This is a genomic window from Rhizobium aureum, from assembly GCF_030182495.1.
Classification (GTDB): Bacteria; Pseudomonadota; Alphaproteobacteria; order Rhizobiales; family Rhizobiaceae; genus Rhizobium; species Rhizobium tropici_C.
In genome coordinates, this window is record NZ_JAQJCI010000026.1 from 13,201 (window position 1) to 30,142 (window position 16,942).

The 16,942-nt window shown below is 59.9% G+C and carries 20 protein-coding genes; 9 read left to right on the forward strand and 11 right to left on the reverse strand.

Translation table 11 applies throughout. The features are described from left to right. Window positions 1-333, forward strand: a complete 333-nt coding sequence (locus PH552_RS31500; protein ID WP_113251170.1) for a chaperone modulator CbpM — start codon at window positions 1-3, stop codon at window positions 331-333. A 75-nt stretch (window positions 334-408) separates the two neighbouring features. On the opposite strand, the gene PH552_RS31505 is transcribed toward PH552_RS31500, so the two are convergent. After that, a complete protein-coding gene (locus tag PH552_RS31505) occupies window positions 409-798 on the reverse strand; it encodes a DUF930 domain-containing protein (protein WP_113251171.1) in 390 nt (129 codons plus the stop codon). 283 nt (window positions 799-1,081) lie between these two features. Here PH552_RS31505 and PH552_RS31510 point away from each other — a divergent pair, with 283 nt between their 5' ends. The 4 genes from PH552_RS31510 to PH552_RS31525 all read left to right on the forward strand — a co-directional run bounded on the left by PH552_RS31510 (window position 1,082) and on the right by PH552_RS31525 (window position 5,912). Then, a complete protein-coding gene (locus tag PH552_RS31510) occupies window positions 1,082-3,175 on the forward strand; it encodes a S9 family peptidase (RefSeq protein WP_113251196.1) in 2,094 nt (697 codons plus the stop codon). Between the two features lie 21 nt (window positions 3,176-3,196). Continuing rightward, complete coding sequence (locus tag PH552_RS31515) at window positions 3,197-3,724, forward strand: DUF1697 domain-containing protein (protein ID WP_113251172.1); 528 nt, start codon at window positions 3,197-3,199, stop codon at window positions 3,722-3,724. Between the two features lie 70 nt (window positions 3,725-3,794). After that, the gene (locus PH552_RS31520; protein ID WP_113251173.1) at window positions 3,795-5,300 is read left to right on the forward strand and encodes a protein adenylyltransferase SelO; all 1,506 of its coding nucleotides are present in this window, start codon (window positions 3,795-3,797) and stop codon (window positions 5,298-5,300) included. A gap of 72 nt (window positions 5,301-5,372) precedes the next feature. Further along, window positions 5,373-5,912 carry a hypothetical protein gene (locus PH552_RS31525; protein WP_113251174.1) on the forward strand — a complete coding sequence of 180 codons (540 nt, stop codon included), beginning with the start codon at window positions 5,373-5,375 and terminating at the stop codon, window positions 5,910-5,912. A gap of 82 nt (window positions 5,913-5,994) precedes the next feature. On the opposite strand, the gene bla is transcribed toward PH552_RS31525, so the two are convergent. The 3 genes from bla to dmeR all read right to left on the reverse strand — a co-directional run bounded on the left by bla (window position 5,995) and on the right by dmeR (window position 8,393). Beyond that, a complete protein-coding gene (bla, locus tag PH552_RS31530; protein ID WP_113251175.1) occupies window positions 5,995-6,993 on the reverse strand; it encodes a class A beta-lactamase in 999 nt (332 codons plus the stop codon). A gap of 86 nt (window positions 6,994-7,079) precedes the next feature. Then, on the reverse strand, window positions 7,080-8,069 hold the full coding sequence (gene dmeF, locus PH552_RS31535; protein ID WP_113251176.1) for a CDF family Co(II)/Ni(II) efflux transporter DmeF: 990 nt from the start codon (window positions 8,067-8,069) through the stop codon (window positions 7,080-7,082). A 51-nt stretch (window positions 8,070-8,120) separates the two neighbouring features. Then, window positions 8,121-8,393: a Ni(II)/Co(II)-sensing transcriptional repressor DmeR gene (dmeR, locus tag PH552_RS31540; RefSeq protein ID WP_106997300.1), complete on the reverse strand. Its 273-nt coding sequence runs from the start codon at window positions 8,391-8,393 to the stop codon at window positions 8,121-8,123. A gap of 191 nt (window positions 8,394-8,584) precedes the next feature. Here dmeR and PH552_RS31545 point away from each other — a divergent pair, with 191 nt between their 5' ends. Further along, window positions 8,585-8,998 carry a MerR family transcriptional regulator gene (locus PH552_RS31545; protein ID WP_112340330.1) on the forward strand — a complete coding sequence of 138 codons (414 nt, stop codon included), beginning with the start codon at window positions 8,585-8,587 and terminating at the stop codon, window positions 8,996-8,998. A gap of 211 nt (window positions 8,999-9,209) precedes the next feature. Beyond that, window positions 9,210-9,698 carry a GNAT family N-acetyltransferase gene (locus PH552_RS31550; RefSeq protein WP_112340329.1) on the forward strand — a complete coding sequence of 163 codons (489 nt, stop codon included), beginning with the start codon at window positions 9,210-9,212 and terminating at the stop codon, window positions 9,696-9,698. Between the two features lie 103 nt (window positions 9,699-9,801). On the opposite strand, the gene PH552_RS31555 is transcribed toward PH552_RS31550, so the two are convergent. Beyond that, the gene (locus PH552_RS31555) at window positions 9,802-10,428 is read right to left on the reverse strand and encodes a C39 family peptidase (protein ID WP_285166572.1); all 627 of its coding nucleotides are present in this window, start codon (window positions 10,426-10,428) and stop codon (window positions 9,802-9,804) included. Between the two features lie 98 nt (window positions 10,429-10,526). Here PH552_RS31555 and PH552_RS31560 point away from each other — a divergent pair, with 98 nt between their 5' ends. Continuing rightward, window positions 10,527-11,306, forward strand: a complete 780-nt coding sequence (locus tag PH552_RS31560; protein ID WP_113251178.1) for a class I SAM-dependent methyltransferase — start codon at window positions 10,527-10,529, stop codon at window positions 11,304-11,306. Window positions 11,307-11,316: 10 nt separating this feature from the next. Here PH552_RS31560 and PH552_RS31565 read toward each other — a convergent pair whose 3' ends face one another. The 3 genes from PH552_RS31565 to PH552_RS31575 all read right to left on the reverse strand — a co-directional run bounded on the left by PH552_RS31565 (window position 11,317) and on the right by PH552_RS31575 (window position 13,563). Beyond that, a complete protein-coding gene (locus tag PH552_RS31565) occupies window positions 11,317-12,231 on the reverse strand; it encodes a cytochrome c (RefSeq protein WP_113251179.1) in 915 nt (304 codons plus the stop codon). 87 nt (window positions 12,232-12,318) lie between these two features. After that, window positions 12,319-12,762: a c-type cytochrome gene (locus tag PH552_RS31570; RefSeq protein WP_113251180.1), complete on the reverse strand. Its 444-nt coding sequence runs from the start codon at window positions 12,760-12,762 to the stop codon at window positions 12,319-12,321. Between the two features lie 165 nt (window positions 12,763-12,927). After that, window positions 12,928-13,563: a LysE family translocator gene (locus PH552_RS31575; protein ID WP_285166573.1), complete on the reverse strand. Its 636-nt coding sequence runs from the start codon at window positions 13,561-13,563 to the stop codon at window positions 12,928-12,930. Window positions 13,564-13,692: 129 nt separating this feature from the next. Here PH552_RS31575 and PH552_RS31580 point away from each other — a divergent pair, with 129 nt between their 5' ends. Then, complete coding sequence (locus PH552_RS31580; protein ID WP_113251182.1) at window positions 13,693-14,394, forward strand: helix-turn-helix transcriptional regulator; 702 nt, start codon at window positions 13,693-13,695, stop codon at window positions 14,392-14,394. Between the two features lie 115 nt (window positions 14,395-14,509). Here PH552_RS31580 and PH552_RS31585 read toward each other — a convergent pair whose 3' ends face one another. The 3 genes from PH552_RS31585 to PH552_RS31595 form a co-directional block, all read right to left on the reverse strand. Further along, complete coding sequence (locus PH552_RS31585; RefSeq protein WP_113251183.1) at window positions 14,510-15,016, reverse strand: anthrone oxygenase family protein; 507 nt, start codon at window positions 15,014-15,016, stop codon at window positions 14,510-14,512. A gap of 87 nt (window positions 15,017-15,103) precedes the next feature. Continuing rightward, window positions 15,104-15,952, reverse strand: coding sequence for a metallophosphoesterase (locus tag PH552_RS31590; RefSeq protein ID WP_113251184.1), 849 nt, complete (start codon window positions 15,950-15,952; stop codon window positions 15,104-15,106). Window positions 15,953-16,081: 129 nt separating this feature from the next. After that, window positions 16,082-16,684 (reverse strand): superoxide dismutase, encoded by a 603-nt coding sequence (locus tag PH552_RS31595; protein ID WP_113251185.1) that lies wholly within the window; start codon window positions 16,682-16,684, stop codon window positions 16,082-16,084. Window positions 16,685-16,942 lie beyond the last annotated feature (258 nt).

Genomic DNA, 16,942 nt, shown 5'->3' on the forward strand with positions numbered 1-16,942 from the left:
ATGAACGAGAGCGAGTTTCGACTGCACCTCCAAATCGAGACCTCCGTGCTGGAAGTCTGGATCTCACAAGGTTGGCTGGTGCCGGAAGAGACGGATCACGGACGGAATTTTCGCGAGGCCGATATCGCGCGCGGCCGACTGATCCTCGATCTCGACAGAGCAATGGGGCTCAACGAACCCGGCGTCGATGTCGTCATGGATCTGGTGGATCAGCTTCACAGCCTGAGGGCGACGCTGCGCGACCTGACAGATGCCGTCTGCCGTCAGCCGATCGACGTGCAGGAGCATATCCTGTCGGAGCTGACCCGCGTCGAATCCCGGAGACGGCGATAGCGTCCGATCGCATCGTGCCGTTGCGACATCAAGATGGAATGTCGTGGCCCCGGCAGTCTTACGGGACCGAAACGCTCAGTCGTAGAGATAATGTTGCTGCCAGGCGTCGCGCGGCACCTTGTCGCCGATCTGGTAGCTCAGATCCCGAACATGAATATGCTGCGGGCCGGTTACGCATGTGTAGGAGAGGTGGTACCAGTCACCCTTGCTGCGGAAAACCGCGCCGGGCGCATTCATGGCATCCGGCTTCATATCGGGATCGCCGAAAGTATAGGCGATCACCTTGTCCGGCTTGAAACCCGTCTTGTCCGTGCCGATACGCTTCATGGCTTCGGCATCGCATGCCTGCTCCATCCGCTCCGAGGGGTCGAGTTTCTCCAACTGTTTCTTGATGGCCGAATCGACGGCGAAGGCGCAGGTAGCGACTGACGCCAATGGAATAAGGATGGCTAAGAGTTTCAGCATGAAGACCGGTCCCTTGCATTGTTTTGGATTTTGAGTGCGCCGGTTTCATCGGGGAAGGTCTTGATCGCCTTCATGTCGACGCACTGTATGCCGACTTCGATAAAGAATGTGGTCTCATCAAGGCAGCGCGCCATTCATGCCAGGAGCCGCCTGTTCGATCGAGATTAATGACGACGGCTTGCATGAAGCTTGAGGAGCGGACTTGCCGCTTGAACCCAAGGTCGCTGCCCTCTATTTCTCTCTTCTCTTCACATTCGACTTTCACACCAGAGAAAGTGCTCTCGTGCCAGTTTTCAAAAATCTTCCCACTCCGCCCGTCGCCGAGAAAAAGCCGTTTACGGATACACGTCACGGCATTGCCCGCACCGACGATTATGCCTGGCTGCGCGCTGATAACTGGCAGGCGATGTTCAAGGATCCGTCGATCCTGGCACCGGAAATCCGGGCGCATCTGGAGGCTGAGAACGCCTACATGAACGCCGCGATGGCGGACACGAAGGAACTGCAGAAGGTTCTCTTCGCCGAGATGAAGGGACGCATCAAGGAGGATGACAGCTCGATCCCGATGAAGGACGGCCCCTACGCCTACGGCACGCTTTTCGTCACCGGAGGCGAGCAGCCCCATTTTTTCCGCGAGCCGCGCAACGGCGGCGACCGCAAGCTGCTATTGAACGGCGACAAGGAGAATGAAGGAAAGTCCTATTTCCGCCTCTCCGGCCTCGATCATTCCTCCGATCACAGCCACGGCATCTGGGGCTATGACGACAAGGGTTCGGAATATTTCACGCTGAAGATCCGCAACTTCGAGACCGGCGAGGACCTTGCCGACGTGATCGAGAATACCGGTGGCGATGCCGTCTGGGCGCCCGATGGCAAGAGCTTCTTCTATACGCTGCAGGACGAAAACCATCGCCCCTCGAAGATCTTCCATCACATCATCGGCACGCCGCAGTCGGACGATCGGCTTGTCTATGAGGAGGAGGATCCAGGTTTCTTCATGGGCGTCGGCGGCTCGCTGCTGGACGACTACATCTTCATCGACATTCACGATCACGAGACCAGCGAATATCGCATCATCCCGACCTCCGACCTGACCGCCGAGCCCAAGATCGTCGCCGAGCGCGAAACGGAGATCGAATATGAGATCACCGAAGGCGGCGACGTCTTCTACATTCTCACCAACGACGGCGACGCCAAGGATTTCAAGATCATGGAGGCGCCGGCGAAGGCGCCGGGTAAGGAGAACTGGCGCGAGGTCGTACCGCACAAGCCGGGCACGCTGATCCTCAGCCACCTCGCCTATGCCCGCCATCTCCTCTGGCTGGAGCGCAAGGATGGCCTGCCGCGCATCATCATCCGCGATCGCCGCACTGGCGAGGAACATGCAATCGCTTTCGAGGAGGAGGCCTATGCGCTCGGCCTGCAGGGTGCGGCGGAATACGACACGGATGTCATCCGGTTCTCCTATTCGTCGATGACGACGCCGAGCCAGCTTTACGACTACAATATGGTGACGCGCGAGCGCACCTTGCTGAAGACGCAGGAAGTGCCCTCTGGCCATAATCCGGCCGACTACGTGACGCGCCGCGTCTTTGCCCCTGCCTGGGATGGCGAGAGAGTGCCGGTGACGCTGCTCTATCGCAAGGATACGCCTCTCGACGGCTCAGCCCCCTGCCTTCTCTATGGCTACGGCGCCTACGGGGTTACCATCCCGGCCGGCTTCAACACCAATTGCCTGTCGCTCGCCGATCGCGGCTTCGTCTATGCCATCGCCCATATCCGCGGCGGCAAGGACAAGGGTTTTGCCTGGTACGAGGACGGCAAGATGGAAAAGAAGACCAATACCTTCAAGGACTTCATCGCCGCAGCCGACTATTTGAATCAGCAGAAGTTCACCTCTTACGCGAAGATCATCGCCGAAGGCGGATCGGCTGGCGGCATGCTGATGGGAGCCGTCGCCAACATGGCGCCGGAAAAATTCGCCGGCATCATCGCCGCCGTGCCCTTCGTCGACGTGCTCAACACCATGCTCGACGACACCTTGCCGCTGACGCCGCCGGAATGGCCGGAATGGGGCAACCCGATCGAAAGCAAGGAAGAGTACGAGCAGATCGCAGCCTACAGCCCCTATGACAATGTCGGCGAGAAGCCCTACCCGCCGATCCTCGCGCTCGGCGGCCTCACCGACCCGCGCGTCACCTATTGGGAACCGGCGAAGTGGGTCGCCAAGCTGCGCGAGAAGACGACGAGCGACGCGCCCATCCTGCTGAAGACCAACATGGATGCCGGCCATGGGGGCGCTTCCGGCCGCTTCCAGCGCCTGGAGGAAGTGGCGTTCGAATACGCCTTCGCCGTCAAGGTTGCCGAGAAGATGTAAGCCGAACTGCGGGAGGAAGCCATGGCCGTGTTCGTCGCCCTGCTGCGTGCCGTCAATGTCGGCGGCACCGGCATGCTGTCCATGGCCGATCTCAAGACGCTCTGCGAAGAGATCGGCTTCAAGGATGTGCGCACCTACATCCAGAGCGGCAATGTGGTCTTCCGCGCCGAGGAGGACGAGGCAACGGTGCAGGCTCGGCTTGAAACGGCGCTGGCGGCCAAGATGGGCAAGTCTCCGGGCGTGATCCTGCGCAACCGTGAAGCGCTGGAAAGGGCAGCGGAACATTCGCCCTTCCCGCACGCCAAGCCGAACTACCTACTGGTGACCTTCCTGCAAGATGAGGCACCGAAGGATGCACTGAACAAGCTCGTCGCGCCCGGCGGCGAAGAAGTGCGCGTCGCCGGCCGCGAAATCTATGTACATTATCCCGATGGCTCGGGCCGCTCGAAGCTGAAGCTGCCGGCGCTGAAGGCGGGAACGTCGAGAAATCTCAATACGGTGCGCAAGCTTGCGGAGATGGCGCGGGAGCTGGAGGACAGCGGACTTTGAAATCGGCAACAGCAAAGCCGATTACGATATCCGCCTTGCGCCTCCCACGCACCGCCCCTACCTTAGGAACATGAGCTCTCCTCTTCACGATGACACCGCCCTTCGGGTGCCGATGGTCGCCTTCGACAATAGCTACGCACGTCTGCCGCCGCAGTTCTTTGCTGACCAGGCGCCGACGCCGGTCGCCGCGCCGCAGCTGATCAAGTTCAACGAGGTGCTGGCGCGAGAGCTCGGGCTGGATGTCGAAGCGTTGAAACGAAATGCGGCGGCGATCTTTTCGGGCAACGAGCTGCTGCCGGGATCGCAGCCGATCGCCATGGCCTATGCCGGCCACCAATTCGGCAATTTCGTGCCGCAGCTCGGCGACGGACGCGCGATCCTGCTTGGCGAGGTGAAGGATCGGAACGGCAGACGCCGCGATATCCAGCTCAAGGGGTCGGGACCGACGCCATTTTCCCGCCGCGGCGATGGGCGCGCGGCGCTCGGCCCGGTCCTGCGCGAATATATCGTCAGCGAGGCGATGCACGCGCTCGGCATCCCGACGACGCGGGCGCTTGCCGCCGTGACGACCGGAGAACCTGTCTATCGCGAGGAAGTGCTGCCAGGTGCAGTGTTTACGCGGGTAGCGGCGAGTCATATTCGCGTCGGCACCTTCCAATTTTTTGCGGCGCGGGGCGATACGGAGAGCGTGCGGGCCTTGGCGGATTACGTCATTGCCCGGCACTATCCCGAGATTCGAGACCGCAAGAATCCCTATCTCGCCCTGCTGGAAGCCGTGGCGGAGCGGCAAGCGTCGCTGATCGCGCGCTGGCTGCATGTCGGTTTCATCCATGGCGTGATGAACACCGACAATATGACGGTCTCGGGCGAGACGATCGATTTCGGTCCCTGCGCCTTTATGGATGCCTACGATCCGGCGACCGTTTTTTCGTCCATCGACCGCAATGGCCGCTATGCCTATGCCAACCAGCCGGCGATCGGCCAATGGAATCTCGCGCGCCTAGGCGAGACGCTCATCCCGCTGATCGACCCGTCCGTCGATACGGCGATCGATCTGGCGAACACCATCATCAAGGCCTATGGCGAACGCTTCCAGGCCTATTGGCTTGCCGGCATGCGCGCCAAGATCGGCCTTGCAAGCGAGGAGGACGGCGATCTGGACCTGATCCAGTCGCTGCTGGCGACGATGCAGCAGCAAGGCGCGGATTTCACGCTCGCGTTTCGCCGGCTTGCCGCCCTCGCCGTGGATGAGGACGCCGGCGATTTTGCCGCTACCTTCAGCGATCCGCAATCGACGGCGCCGTGGCTCGAACGCTGGCGTGAGCGCCTTGGCCGCGATCCTCAAACGCCGACGACGCGCGCGGCAGCGATGCGCAGGGTCAATCCGGCCTTCATTCCCCGCAATCACCGAATCGAGCAAGCGATCGAAGCCGCCGCCGAAGACGGTGATTTTTCCCTGTTCGAGGCATTGCTGAAGGTGCTTGCGACACCCTATGAAGACCAGCCTGCCTTCGCACCCTATGCCGAACCTCCGCTGCCGAGCGAGCGCGTGCTGCAGACCTTCTGCGGCACGTAAGAAAGCCGGAAGCACAAGCCCCGGACATGCTTGCAGAGTCATCGTCTCCTCAACTCATGGGGAGACATCACGATGAAAGTGCACCACAGCACCCAGAACTATTTCAGTACGCCGATCCGCAGCCAACAGAGCAGCGAGAGCGACGACAGCTCGACATTCTCGCTACTGAGTGATGGCGGCGACCAACAGAAAGGTTCGCAGGGACCTTCCATCTCGTCCAGCGGCGTCCCCTCTTCCATTTCCTCCGGCTTCTGGCTCAACCAGCTCAGCCAGGCGTCGTCCTCCACAACGGACGCCGCCGACGATCGGTCGGCTGCGAGCGTTTCCGGCAGCAGCTCGGCCTCGTCGAGCAGGCAATCCGACCAGGACATTCTGGACGAGTTTGCCAAATGGGCGAATATGACGCCGGCGCAGAAGATTCGTGCGCAGTATCTCGAAGCGCACGGCCTGACGGAAGATTCCTTCAAGGCGCTTTCGGCCGATGAGCAGAAGGCGATCAACGATCAGATCGCTTCCGAGATCAAACAGAAACTTGGTGTTGGCAATGCCGACGGCGAGCGAGATGGCGACAAGGAAACGGACAGCGCCGCATCGGCATTGTCTATCGCCTGAAGACATTACGGGACTGCATGAAGGCGATACGAACCTGATTCAGGTGATGGCCGTATCGCCTTGTTTCTTTTAATATGTTTCGTTATTGCCCGACCATCCCGGTAACGATCTTGCTGACCTCGGCAAAGACCGCTTCAATATCCTTCGCCGATGCGGTCGCCTCCGCAACGAAGGTCGTCACGAGGATCGGCCCGCGTTCCGGTGGCCAGATCACCGCGATATCGGCATAGGAGCCGTTGTTACCGGTCCCGGTCTTGTCACCAACCTTCCACTCCTTCGGCAGGCCCGCGCGCAGGCGATTATTGCCCGTGGTGTTGGCGACCAGCCAGTTAACCAGCTGATCCCTCGAAGTTTCCGACAGTGTATTGCCGAGGGTCAGGAGGCCGATACTGTCCAGCATCGCATCCGGCGTCGTCGTATCGCGCGGGTCGTCCTTGACCGCCTGATTGACATCCGGCTCGTTGCGGTCGAGGCGGGTTTCGGTGTCGCCTGTCGTGCGCAACCAGGAGGTCAGGGCGGCAGGGCCGCCAAAGCTTTCAAGCAGCAGATTGCCGGCCGTATTGTCGCTCAGCGTGATCGCCGCACCGCAAAGTTCGGCGACGGTCATGCCATCGGTGCCGGCATGCTTTTCGGTCTCCGGCGAATAGGTGACCACTTTGTCCTTGCCGTAGATGACGCGCCGATCGAGCTTTTCCGTGCCCTGATCGACGCGCGCCAGCACGAAGCCGACGGCGAGCGCCTTGTAGGTGCTGCACAGCGGGAAGCGCTCCTCCTCGCGATGGCCGAGGGAGATATTGGTTTCGGTGTCCAGAACGGAGACGCCGAGGCGGCCGCCGGTCTTCTTTTCAAGATCCGCAAGCTGTTTGTCGACATCGTCGGACAATTGTGCGCCGTCCTGCGATGCTCCGCCTTCCATGCCCTGGTCGCCGGCGTCGGGCGCCGCCGAATTGTCCGTCGTCGGGAGCGTCTGTGATGAGGCGCCGCTCTCCTGGGCGAACAGCGCATCGGGGCCAAGTGTCAGGGCGGGAAGGAGCAGCGCCGAGCCCGCCATGAGGCGGCGGCGGGTAAGCAATGTGGGCATGAGAAAAGCCTCCAGCAGAATCGGGCAGATGTCGGGCTATGCGAGGAATATGGCAAGCCTCTGATCTTACCAATTGCTAGCGGAATTTATGCCGCCTTGTCGACCGTGACTTCAACGGTGACGTGCGACAATTCATGAATAGCGGCAAGCCGTGCCTTGTAGAAAGACGGGTCGCGCGAGACGGGCGTTGCAACCGCGACGATGGCGGCATGATGTCCGGGGCCGACCTGCCAGACATGTAGGTCGGTGATGCGGTCCTCGCCCGTCTCGATCGCCTCACGGATCTCATCAGGCAGGTCCTCACCCGGCGGAATGAAGTCGAGCAGAACCGCGCCGGAGATGCGCAGCAGGCCCCAGGCCCACTGCAGGATCACCAGGCCACCGACGATACCCATGACAGGATCGAGGAAGGTCCAGCCGAAACGACTGCCGAGCAGCAGGGCAACGATTGCCAGAACCGAGGTCATCGCATCGGCTATGACATGGACATAGGCGGAGCGGAGATTGTTGTCCCTACCCCCGTCATGATGATGGTGGTCGCCATCATGCTCGTGATGATGGTCATGATCATGAGCGTGATCATGGCTGTGCCCATGGCCGGAATGGCCATGATGATGGTGGCTGTGATCGTCGCGCAGAAGCCATGCGCTGACGAGATTGACGATGAGCCCGACCACAGCGATGGCAATGGCCTCGCGGAAATTGATCGCCACCGGATCGAGCAATCTCAGAATGCTCTCCCAGCCCATGATCAGCGCAATCAGCGCTAGGACGATAGCGCTGGCGAAGCCTGCGAGATCCCCGAGCTTGCCGGTCCCGAAGGTGAAGCGAGTATTATGCGCATGCCGGCGGGCGTAGAGATAGGCGAGAGCGGAAATCAGCATGGCGCTGGCATGGGTCGACATATGCCAGCCATCGGCCACCAGCGCCATCGAGCCATAGACCGTGCCGGCGCCGATCTCGATCACCATCATGACGGCGGTCAGCGCGATGACGAGCCAGATGCGTCGTTCGTTGCGCTGGTGATCGGAGCCCAGAAAGACGTGGCTGTGGCTCGTATCGGAGGAAATACTCATGACGTCAGTCTCCAGTTAAATCTGCCGCACCATTTGCGAGACACGGCCTGCTCATCGCAGATAGGTCTTCAGCACGTCGGCTATCTCATCGACCGCCTGACGGCGGGCCTCCTCCGTTTCGGCATGAAGCACATGCTCATGCAGATGATCTTCCAGGACCTCTCCTGTCAGGCCCGTCAGCGCGCCCCGAATGGAAGCAAGAAGCTGCAGTATCTCCCCGCACGGCCGCTCGGCTTCGAGCGCTCGCTCCACCGCCTCCATCTGTCCTTTGAGGCGACGGATGCGGGACAGGAGCTTGGCTTGCTGACGAATAGTGTGGGACATTGTGGCCTCGATTATAATATAGGGGGGTATACTATTTTTGGCGACGGATTGGAAGCCGCGTCTTGAAGCGGCGCTACCGGATCAGGCGGCTGCGCAAACACATCCGGACTGGCCTTCGGCACATCCTTGAAAATTCCACTGCCAATCGCATATTTATTTCTATAGAGACTAGAGATATTGGAGGCCATGCAATGCTGTCGATCGGTGATCTGTCCAAGCGTACCGGAGTGAAAGTGCCGACGATCCGCTATTACGAGCAGATGGGGCTGATATCGGAGCCTGATCGCAGCGAAGGCAACCAGCGGCGCTATTCCAAAACCGATCTGGAGCGCCTCGCCTTCATCCGTCATGGCCGCGACCTCGGCCTGACGATCGATGCCATCAAGGAGCTGATCTCGCTCAGCCAGCATCCGGACCGTCCCTGCGTCGGCGCCGACCGTATCGCCAAGGAGCATCTGGATGACGTTCGCACCAAGATCGCGCGGCTAAAGAAGCTGGAGCATGAGCTGGAGCGCATCGTTTCGCATTGCGACGGCCACAGCATCGAAGACTGCTATGTCATCCGTGCGCTTTCCGATCACGGCCTATGCGAACACGAGCATTGAGACCCCAAACGTGCCCCCATTGACAAACGTGCTGAACCGGATCATTGATGCGGCCATGATCACGCACGCGCTCCATAACTGCTCGTATTTTTGGCTGTACCTGTAACGGGCGGCCAAGACAGATCATATTGTCAACAAGCCGCCGTCAGGCGGCTTTGTTGTATCGGCAGCGTCCTGACGGCTCATTTGAAAAACAAGGACGCCAAATGCCATGCTAGACGATAGCGACATCTCACTTCTCCGCCCGCCGGTGCTCACGATCCGCAATGCTCAGCCGCGCGACCTGCCTGAACTCAACGATATGATCCGGCTGCTGGCCGCCCATCATGGCGACCCCTCAGGCACCACGCCCGAGCAGCTTGAGCGCGACCTCTTCGGTCCTATGCCGTGGATCACGGCGCTTGTTGCCGAAGGCGAACAGGGGCTGATCGGCTACGCCATCCTCGTGCCGCTCTACAAGGCGCAAGAGGGACAGCGCGGCATGGACCTGCATCATCTGTTCGTGCGTGACGGCCATCGCGGCCACGGCGTCGGGCAGCATCTCGTCGACCGCGCCCGCGATATCGCCCGCAAGGCCGGCTGCAGCTATCTTTCGGTCGGTGCTGCGACGGGCAATTTCCAGGCCCACCGCTTCTACGAAAACATGGATTTCAAGCCGCGTCCGGTCACCGGCATGCGCTACCTCCAGGCACTCGCCTGATGCCGGCCTTTAAGAGGATCGCCATTCGATATTGATTTTTAGAGTGTTTCTGGTTTTGCGCAATTCGGACGGAAAGCCGCTGCGCACTTTTCCTGGAAATGCTTCAGCGATCGATGGCGATCCCGCGGCCTGCAAAGAACTTCTCGAATATCTCCAGCGGCATCTCCGCGTTCTCGCGCGTCGCATCGACATGACCTGAAGGATTGTGAAAGCGGATGCTGTTTCCGTCGACAGATGTCACCAGCACGAGATGGCCGCCCTTGGCCGGCGGCTCGGTCTCTGGCCAGCGGATCGAATGATGCACCGACGCGATGAAAAACTCCGACTGGTCGAGGATATCGACGATGTCAGCGACGGAAATGCCGGTGACGATGCGGGCATCCAGATCGAAGCGAGCCTTAACGAAGGAAACAAACGGCGCGTAGATCAAGCCTTTGATCCGGCCATCAGCCTCTTCGACATAGCCGCCATACTCCCTGCAACCCATGGCCAGATCCATGATCGGGATGGTTTTGCCGGTGCGGGCGGCGAGCACCATCTTCAGGCAGGCCATGCCGCAGAGATTGCCGGCCCAGCGGGCATAATCCTCGACGCTGCTTGCGCCGGATGACGCCCAGAGCGGATCCTTCAGCAAGGCCGATTGCGCACCCTCGGCGACGACCGCCAGTGTCATGTCAGGCGTTTCCCATTGGCTGAAATAAGGAACCTTCCGCGCCACCCTTGCGTCCACGACCACCCTCTCCTGTTGCCGAATCCTTGGCTACAAGCTTGACCGGAAATGCGCTAGAAAAATGGCTGTCGACTTCGATCTGCAACTGGAGATGCGGCTTGGAACAGCGGTTCACATTCGATGGCGTCGCCAGCCTCTACAATACTTCCCGCCCGCTCTATCCCGATGCGCTTTTTGCCGATGTGATCGATTTTGCCGGCCTGGAAACCAAGGATCAGGTTCTCGAAATCGGCTGCGGCACCGGACAGGCGACAGAGGGCTTTGCTCGCCGCGGCCTTTCCATTCTCGCGCTTGATCCCGGCGCGGAACTGATTGCGGTCGCGCGGGAAAGATTGGCGGGATTTCCGCGAGTGCGATTCGAGCAAACCACTTTCGAAGCATGGCCAGGGAAGCTGGAGAGCTTCAGGCTGATATTCGCGGCACAATCCTTCCATTGGGTTACGCCAGAATTGCGCTTCGCCCGGGCGGCGGCACTTCTCGCGCCAGAGGGAATACTTGCCGTCTTCGGCAATGTGCCGATGAAGCCGGAATCACCATTGTCAGAAAAGTTCGCGGGGATCTACGCCCGCCATGCCCCGCAGCTTACTGGCCCGCCCGCGGAGGCCTGGTACCTGCCCGATGGCCCTTTTGTTCGGGAGCTGCAGCAGTCCGACCACTTCGAAGCTCCAGCACATCACTGCCATCCTTGGAGCCGATTGCACACGGCGCAGAGCTATACTGACCTTTTGCGCACGCTTTCAAGCTCCCGGCTTTTGGCCGAAGATCAGCGGGAATCTCTGCTTTCCGAGCTTGCCGATGCCATCAACGCGCATGGCGGCGTATTCGAGCTGCGTTACGAGACGCATCTCTATCTCGCCAAGCGCTCGGGCGCGGCCTGAAGAACCAGGCCTATTTCGCCGGAAGCGCCTTCAGGTAGGCCGCGATCGCTTCGCGGTCGGTTGCCGGGAGGTGGGCGATGTTCTTTTGGACCTCGGCCATCGAGCCGCCGGCGGAATCATAATCCGGGGTGAAGCCGGTCTCAAGGTAGTTGGCGATGTCGCCGGCGCTCCAGCTGCCGATCGCCTTGGAGCCCGGCCTGATATCCGGGATCTGGCCCTTGCCTTCCGGATTGGGCGCGCCCGCCAGCCATTGGCCGCTCACGAAGCCGCCGAGGCTGTCGCGCGGCGTGTGGCATTCGCCGCAATGTCCCGGCCCCTCCACCAGATATTGCCCGCGCTTGATCTTGTCGTCCGCATTGGCGAGGACGACACGCGGCTGGTCGTTGAGATAGAGGAACTTCCAGCCGCCCAGCGCCAGCCGGATATTGAAGGGAAAGGGTAGCTCATGTGGCGGGGCGACATTATCGCTCTTCGACAGCGTCTTCAGGAAGGCCCAGAGATCGTTGATGTCCTTGTCGCTCATACGGGCATAGGAGCCATAGGGAAAGGACGGATAGAGATGCTCGCCGTTTTTGCCGACCCCCCGCTTCATGGCATTGCCGAAATCGGCAAGCGTCCAGGTCCCGAGCCCGGCTTTCTCATCCGGCGATATATTCGGCACATGGAAAGTGCCGAAGGGGCTCGTCAGCGCCAGACCGCCCGACAGCACCAGCTTGGCGTCACCCTGCGCGCCGGGAGCAGCGTGACAGCTGGTGCAGCCGCCCGCCCAGAACACGATCTCGCCGTTCTTGATGTCGGGATCACCGAGATTGGCCCAATGGCTCGCGGGCAAAGGTGACGGCGCGGTGATGACGTAAAATGCGCCGCTGCCGAGGATGATCACGCCGAAAAGGCAAAGCAACAATCGAATAAACCGCGCCATCACCTCACCCCAAGCCTTAGCTCTAAAACAAAAAGGCTCCGCACCGGCAGAACCGGTGCGGACGCCAAAATCGATTTCTAGACCTACCGCTTAATCCTTCTTGATGCGATAGGCCTGATGACAGGCGCCACAGCTGGCGCCGAGGGTCTTCAGTGTCGCGCCGACACCAGCCTTGTCGGCAGGGAGCTGAGCGAGCGCCGTCTCGGCATCGGTGGAAAGCTTGGCGGCATGCGCCTTGAAGTCATCGAGATTGTCCCAGATCTTCGGATTGACCTCGGGATCGGTCTTGTCGCTCTGCGGGTTGAACTGATCCGGGAAAGCCTTGACAGTTTCGACGATCGTCGTCAGCGACGCCTTGACGATATCGGCGTCATAGGGCTTGTCGCCCTTGGCGATCGCGCCGAGAGCTCCGGTGGCACCGCCGATCTTCTTCATCATCCCGATGCGGGAGTCATGCGTGCCGTCGGCTGCAACGACCGAACCAAGGGCGATGCCGGCTAGAGCCACTGCCGCCACAATCGCTTTCCACTTCATTTCCTTCTCCTACCTCTCCTGATGATAAAGACCGGCATGCGCGAGCTGCGCATGATTACTGCGACATGTTTGCCGGTTTCCCGTCCGGCAATGAAGTCACAAAGTGGTGAGATTTAAGTGAAATCAGTGTCATGCGATCGAGACACTCATTCGCCGCATCCGCCCTCACGCCAATTTCAGGCCCTCCCAGACCGTGAACACCGAAACAGCGACGAGAAGCAACCCGGCTGCGCGGCCTGCAATGGCTGTCGCCCTGGGATTGGCCACCAGCAGGTCACGGCTGCGCCCGGCAGTGATGGCAAGTCCGCCATAGACGGCAAATTGCGTTGCGATGGTCATGGCTCCCATGATGACGGCCTGTATCCACATCGGCCCGTAATCCGGTTTCAGGAACTGCGGATAGACGGCGAAGATGAAGAGATAGGCCTTGGGATTGATGAGGCAAGTCACGGCTCCCTGCCGGAAGGCTTTCCAGGCGGAGCGGCTGCCGGCCGGCCCCTCGCCTCCCACCGTGATGGAACTGCGCATCAGCGTGTAGCCGATGAAGACCATATAAGCACCGCCGGCAATCAGCAGCGGGTTGAAGAGAATGGGCACGAAATGCATCAGCAGGCCGATGCCGATGGCGCCGTTCAGCGAATGCACCGCACCGCCCAGCATGATGCCACCCGTGGCGGCAAGACCGCGATTGCTGCCGCCAGTCAGCGAATTGGCGAGCACGAACAGCATGTCCATGCCCGGCACGATGATGATGCCCAAGAGAAGGATGAAGAAGAGCCAGAGATTTTCTGCGTAACCCATGTCAGTTGCCTATCGCCCTCTCCCTGGAAACAGGAGAGGAAATGGTTGATTTTCAAGTGAATAGGCGGCTTTATAAATCGAGCCAACTGACAGGGTATTGTCAGTAGCCTTCATCTTGAGGGTAATGAAATGCGCAAGGCATCGCGCCTGTTCGAGATCATCCAGATCCTGCGGCTGGCCAAGCGGCCGGTGACGGGAGCCGATATCGCCGCCCGGCTGGAAGTGACGGTACGCTCCGTCTATCGCGATATCGCAGCACTTCAGGCGATGCGCGTGCCGATCGAGGGCGAGCGCGGCATCGGCTATATATTGCGGCCCGGCTTCGACCTGCCGCCGCTGATGTTCTCGATCGAGGAGATGGAGGCGATCGTGCTGTCGCTGGCCCTGTTGGAACGCACCGGCGATGCCGAGCTGAAGCAGGCGGCCAAGCGCGTCACCTCGAAGATTGCCGGCGCCGTGCCGCCGCCGCTGCGCCAGACGCTCGACGCCAATGCACTGCATGCCTGGGGCTTTGCCGCACCTTCTGCCTCGGCGATCGATCTAGCTTTGGTGCGACGCGCCATTCGTGATGAGGAAAAGCTGGACCTTGCCTACCGCGACGAGCTCGGCCGCGCCACGGAACGCATCATCCGGCCAATTGCCCTCATCTATTATTCGGAGACGGCTAACATCGTCGCCTGGTGCGAGCTGCGCCAGGCTATCCGTAACTTTCGCAGCGATCGTATCGAAGGCTGCGAGGCGACGGGATTCTGGTTCAAGGGCGAAGGTGATGGCTTGCGGCAGATCTGGGTGAATGGCTGGCAGGTAAACACCCCCGCCGCGGCCGGCTGAGGCGCTAAGGCTCTTTGAGGTTACGATCAGAAGCCTGGAAAGATCATACCGCCTGGAGAGATTCAACCGAAACGCAGATGGCAGCGGAGTGAAGATGCGCCGGCTTTGCGCGGCGCTACAAAACAACCTCAGTCATCAATAGAATGAAAGCCAGCAATCCCAGGGCGGCGCGGACGGCATGCGACCATTCCCACCGGTCGCGCAGCATGGTCCAATCCGGTTTGACGGCGGTTTCCATTTGATGGCCACCGAATGGATCGTGAGAAAAGAAACCTGCGCCCATTCCTTCCAGCTTCGCATCTTTCAGCCAAAAATTGTTTACCGGTTGCGTCAGCAGCCAAAAGACGGCGTGCATGGCGACCATGGCAGCAAAGGCAGCCGACAATAGCCAGAATGAGAGCGTATTGGCTGGCGTCAGGAACAGGAGTAGCAGAAGCAGCAGAGCGCCAAGCGGCTCACTGGCACCGCGGATCGTAAAGCCCGGATAGTAAATCCGCTGAACCGTCAGGTAATCCTCTTTCGATAGCCGCATCTTGCCCGGCAGCTCCAGCACATGCGCCAGTCCCAGCGCCATGGCGACTGCCACAATCAGAATTGTCAGGATTTGCAATGTCGGAAACATCAGCTTCGCCTCGCAGGCAGCCTCCGTTTCTAAACATTCAGCGATGCGGATCGTTCCCTACAGACATCAAAAGATGCGGAGATCTCATTAAGGCATCTGAAGCGCCAGCGCTCTGCTTTCTTCGCGCCCAAATCCTTCAATATCCAACCGATCCGCGTGAACCGAAACGATCGCGTAAGCGCTGCTGTCTTCGGTATCCACCATGCCCTTGAAGTTGACGAAATAGGTTCCCTCGACAGCGCCGAAGTTGCCGGCGTGATTGTGCCCGTTAAGGTAGGCGACGACATGGTCATGTTCGGCCAGAAGCGCCAGCATGCGGTCGCTGTCCAAGGCGTTGTGGCCATTCTCCGGGAAGACGGGATAATGGTTCAGGATAACGACCTTCTCGCCCGCCGCCTTTGTCTCCCGCAGCTTCGCGGCAAGCCAGTCATATTGCGCATCACTGATCGCCCCGTTCCAGCGTTGGCCATTCAGCGCACCGGCGCGATCCAGCGCCTTCATCAGGTCCTTCGCTTCCTGCCGGCGTGGATCGCCTTCCGGCGGAGCGAAGAGGCTGATCTCATTGCCATCGAGCGCGATGAAGCGGTAGCCACAATGGCTGAAATCGTAATAGGCAGCGGGCATGCCCACGCGGGCCGGGACACTGCCCAGATTCTGGGGTGCTACGGCGAAATCATGATTGCCGAGGAGGAAGTATTTTGGGTGCCGCAATATCTCGTAGACGGGCAGGATCGCGTCGTAGCTCTTCCATTCGCGGTCGATGATGTCACCGAGCGTCACGACGAAGGCAAGGTCGTGCCGGTTGAATTCCTCTATCGCGTTGCGAAGTTTGTCGAGGCTCTTCGCCGGATAGCGATTGAGGGTCAGATTGGGCTCGAGATCCGCATATTGCGGATCGGCGATAACACCGAAGCGGAAAAGCAGTGCGGACGGCATTCGTCCTCCTTGGACGGCTTCCTTGCGCCGGTAAGGCAGCACGCGGAGGCATCGGTGAGGGCTGGCTGATAAGAAAACACCCGACGTCGAAAAGACGCCGGGTGCGAAAGCCAGCCTATTTGGCAGACCTTACTTCGTCGCAGTTTCGTAGCGCTCCAGGACATAGTCCCAGTTGATCAGGCTATCGATGAAGGCTTCGAGGTACTTCGGACGCAGGTTGCGGTAGTCGATGTAGTAGGAGTGTTCCCAAACGTCGACGCCGAGGATCGGGTTGGCGCCATGAACCAGCGGGTTTTCGCCGTTCGGGGTCTTGGAGATTTCGAGCTTGCCGTTCTTGACGGAAACCCATGCCCAGCCCGAGCCGAACTGTGTTGCGCCGGCGGCGGCGAAATCGGCCTTGAACTTGTCATAGCCGCCGAGATCGGAGGCAAAGGCAGCCTCGAGCTTGCCCGGCAGCTTGTTGCCGCCGCCGCCCTTCTTCATCCACTTCCAGAAATGGATGTGGTTGTAGTGCTGGGCTGCATTGTTGAAGAGGCCGGCATTGGTGCCGAAAGACTTCTTCACGATCTCTTCGAGCGACAGATCGGCAAGACCTGCTTCAGCAGCGAGCTTGTTGCCGTTGTCGACGTAAGCCTTGTGGTGCTTGTCGTGGTGATATTCGAGCGTCTCACGCGACATGAAGGGCGAAAGTGCATCGTAATCATAAGGAAGTTCAGGCAATTCGAAAGCCATGGTCATATCTCCTCTTGGCAAAAAATTGCGTCGGCAGGTGAACCGGAACATAGGAGCGGTCGCCTGGAAGAGCAACCGGCGACATGCCAAAAAAGTTGCGTACGGGAGCAAAAATTGCCCTATTTTTCAATCATGTATAGCACCGACTTAGAAATTTGCATCATTGCATATGATGACGTGGCAATGCATCCAGGAGGGCAACGGCGAACCGTCGACAAAGCACATGGTCGAGGCTAGGTTCGCGGACCTTCTGCCTTC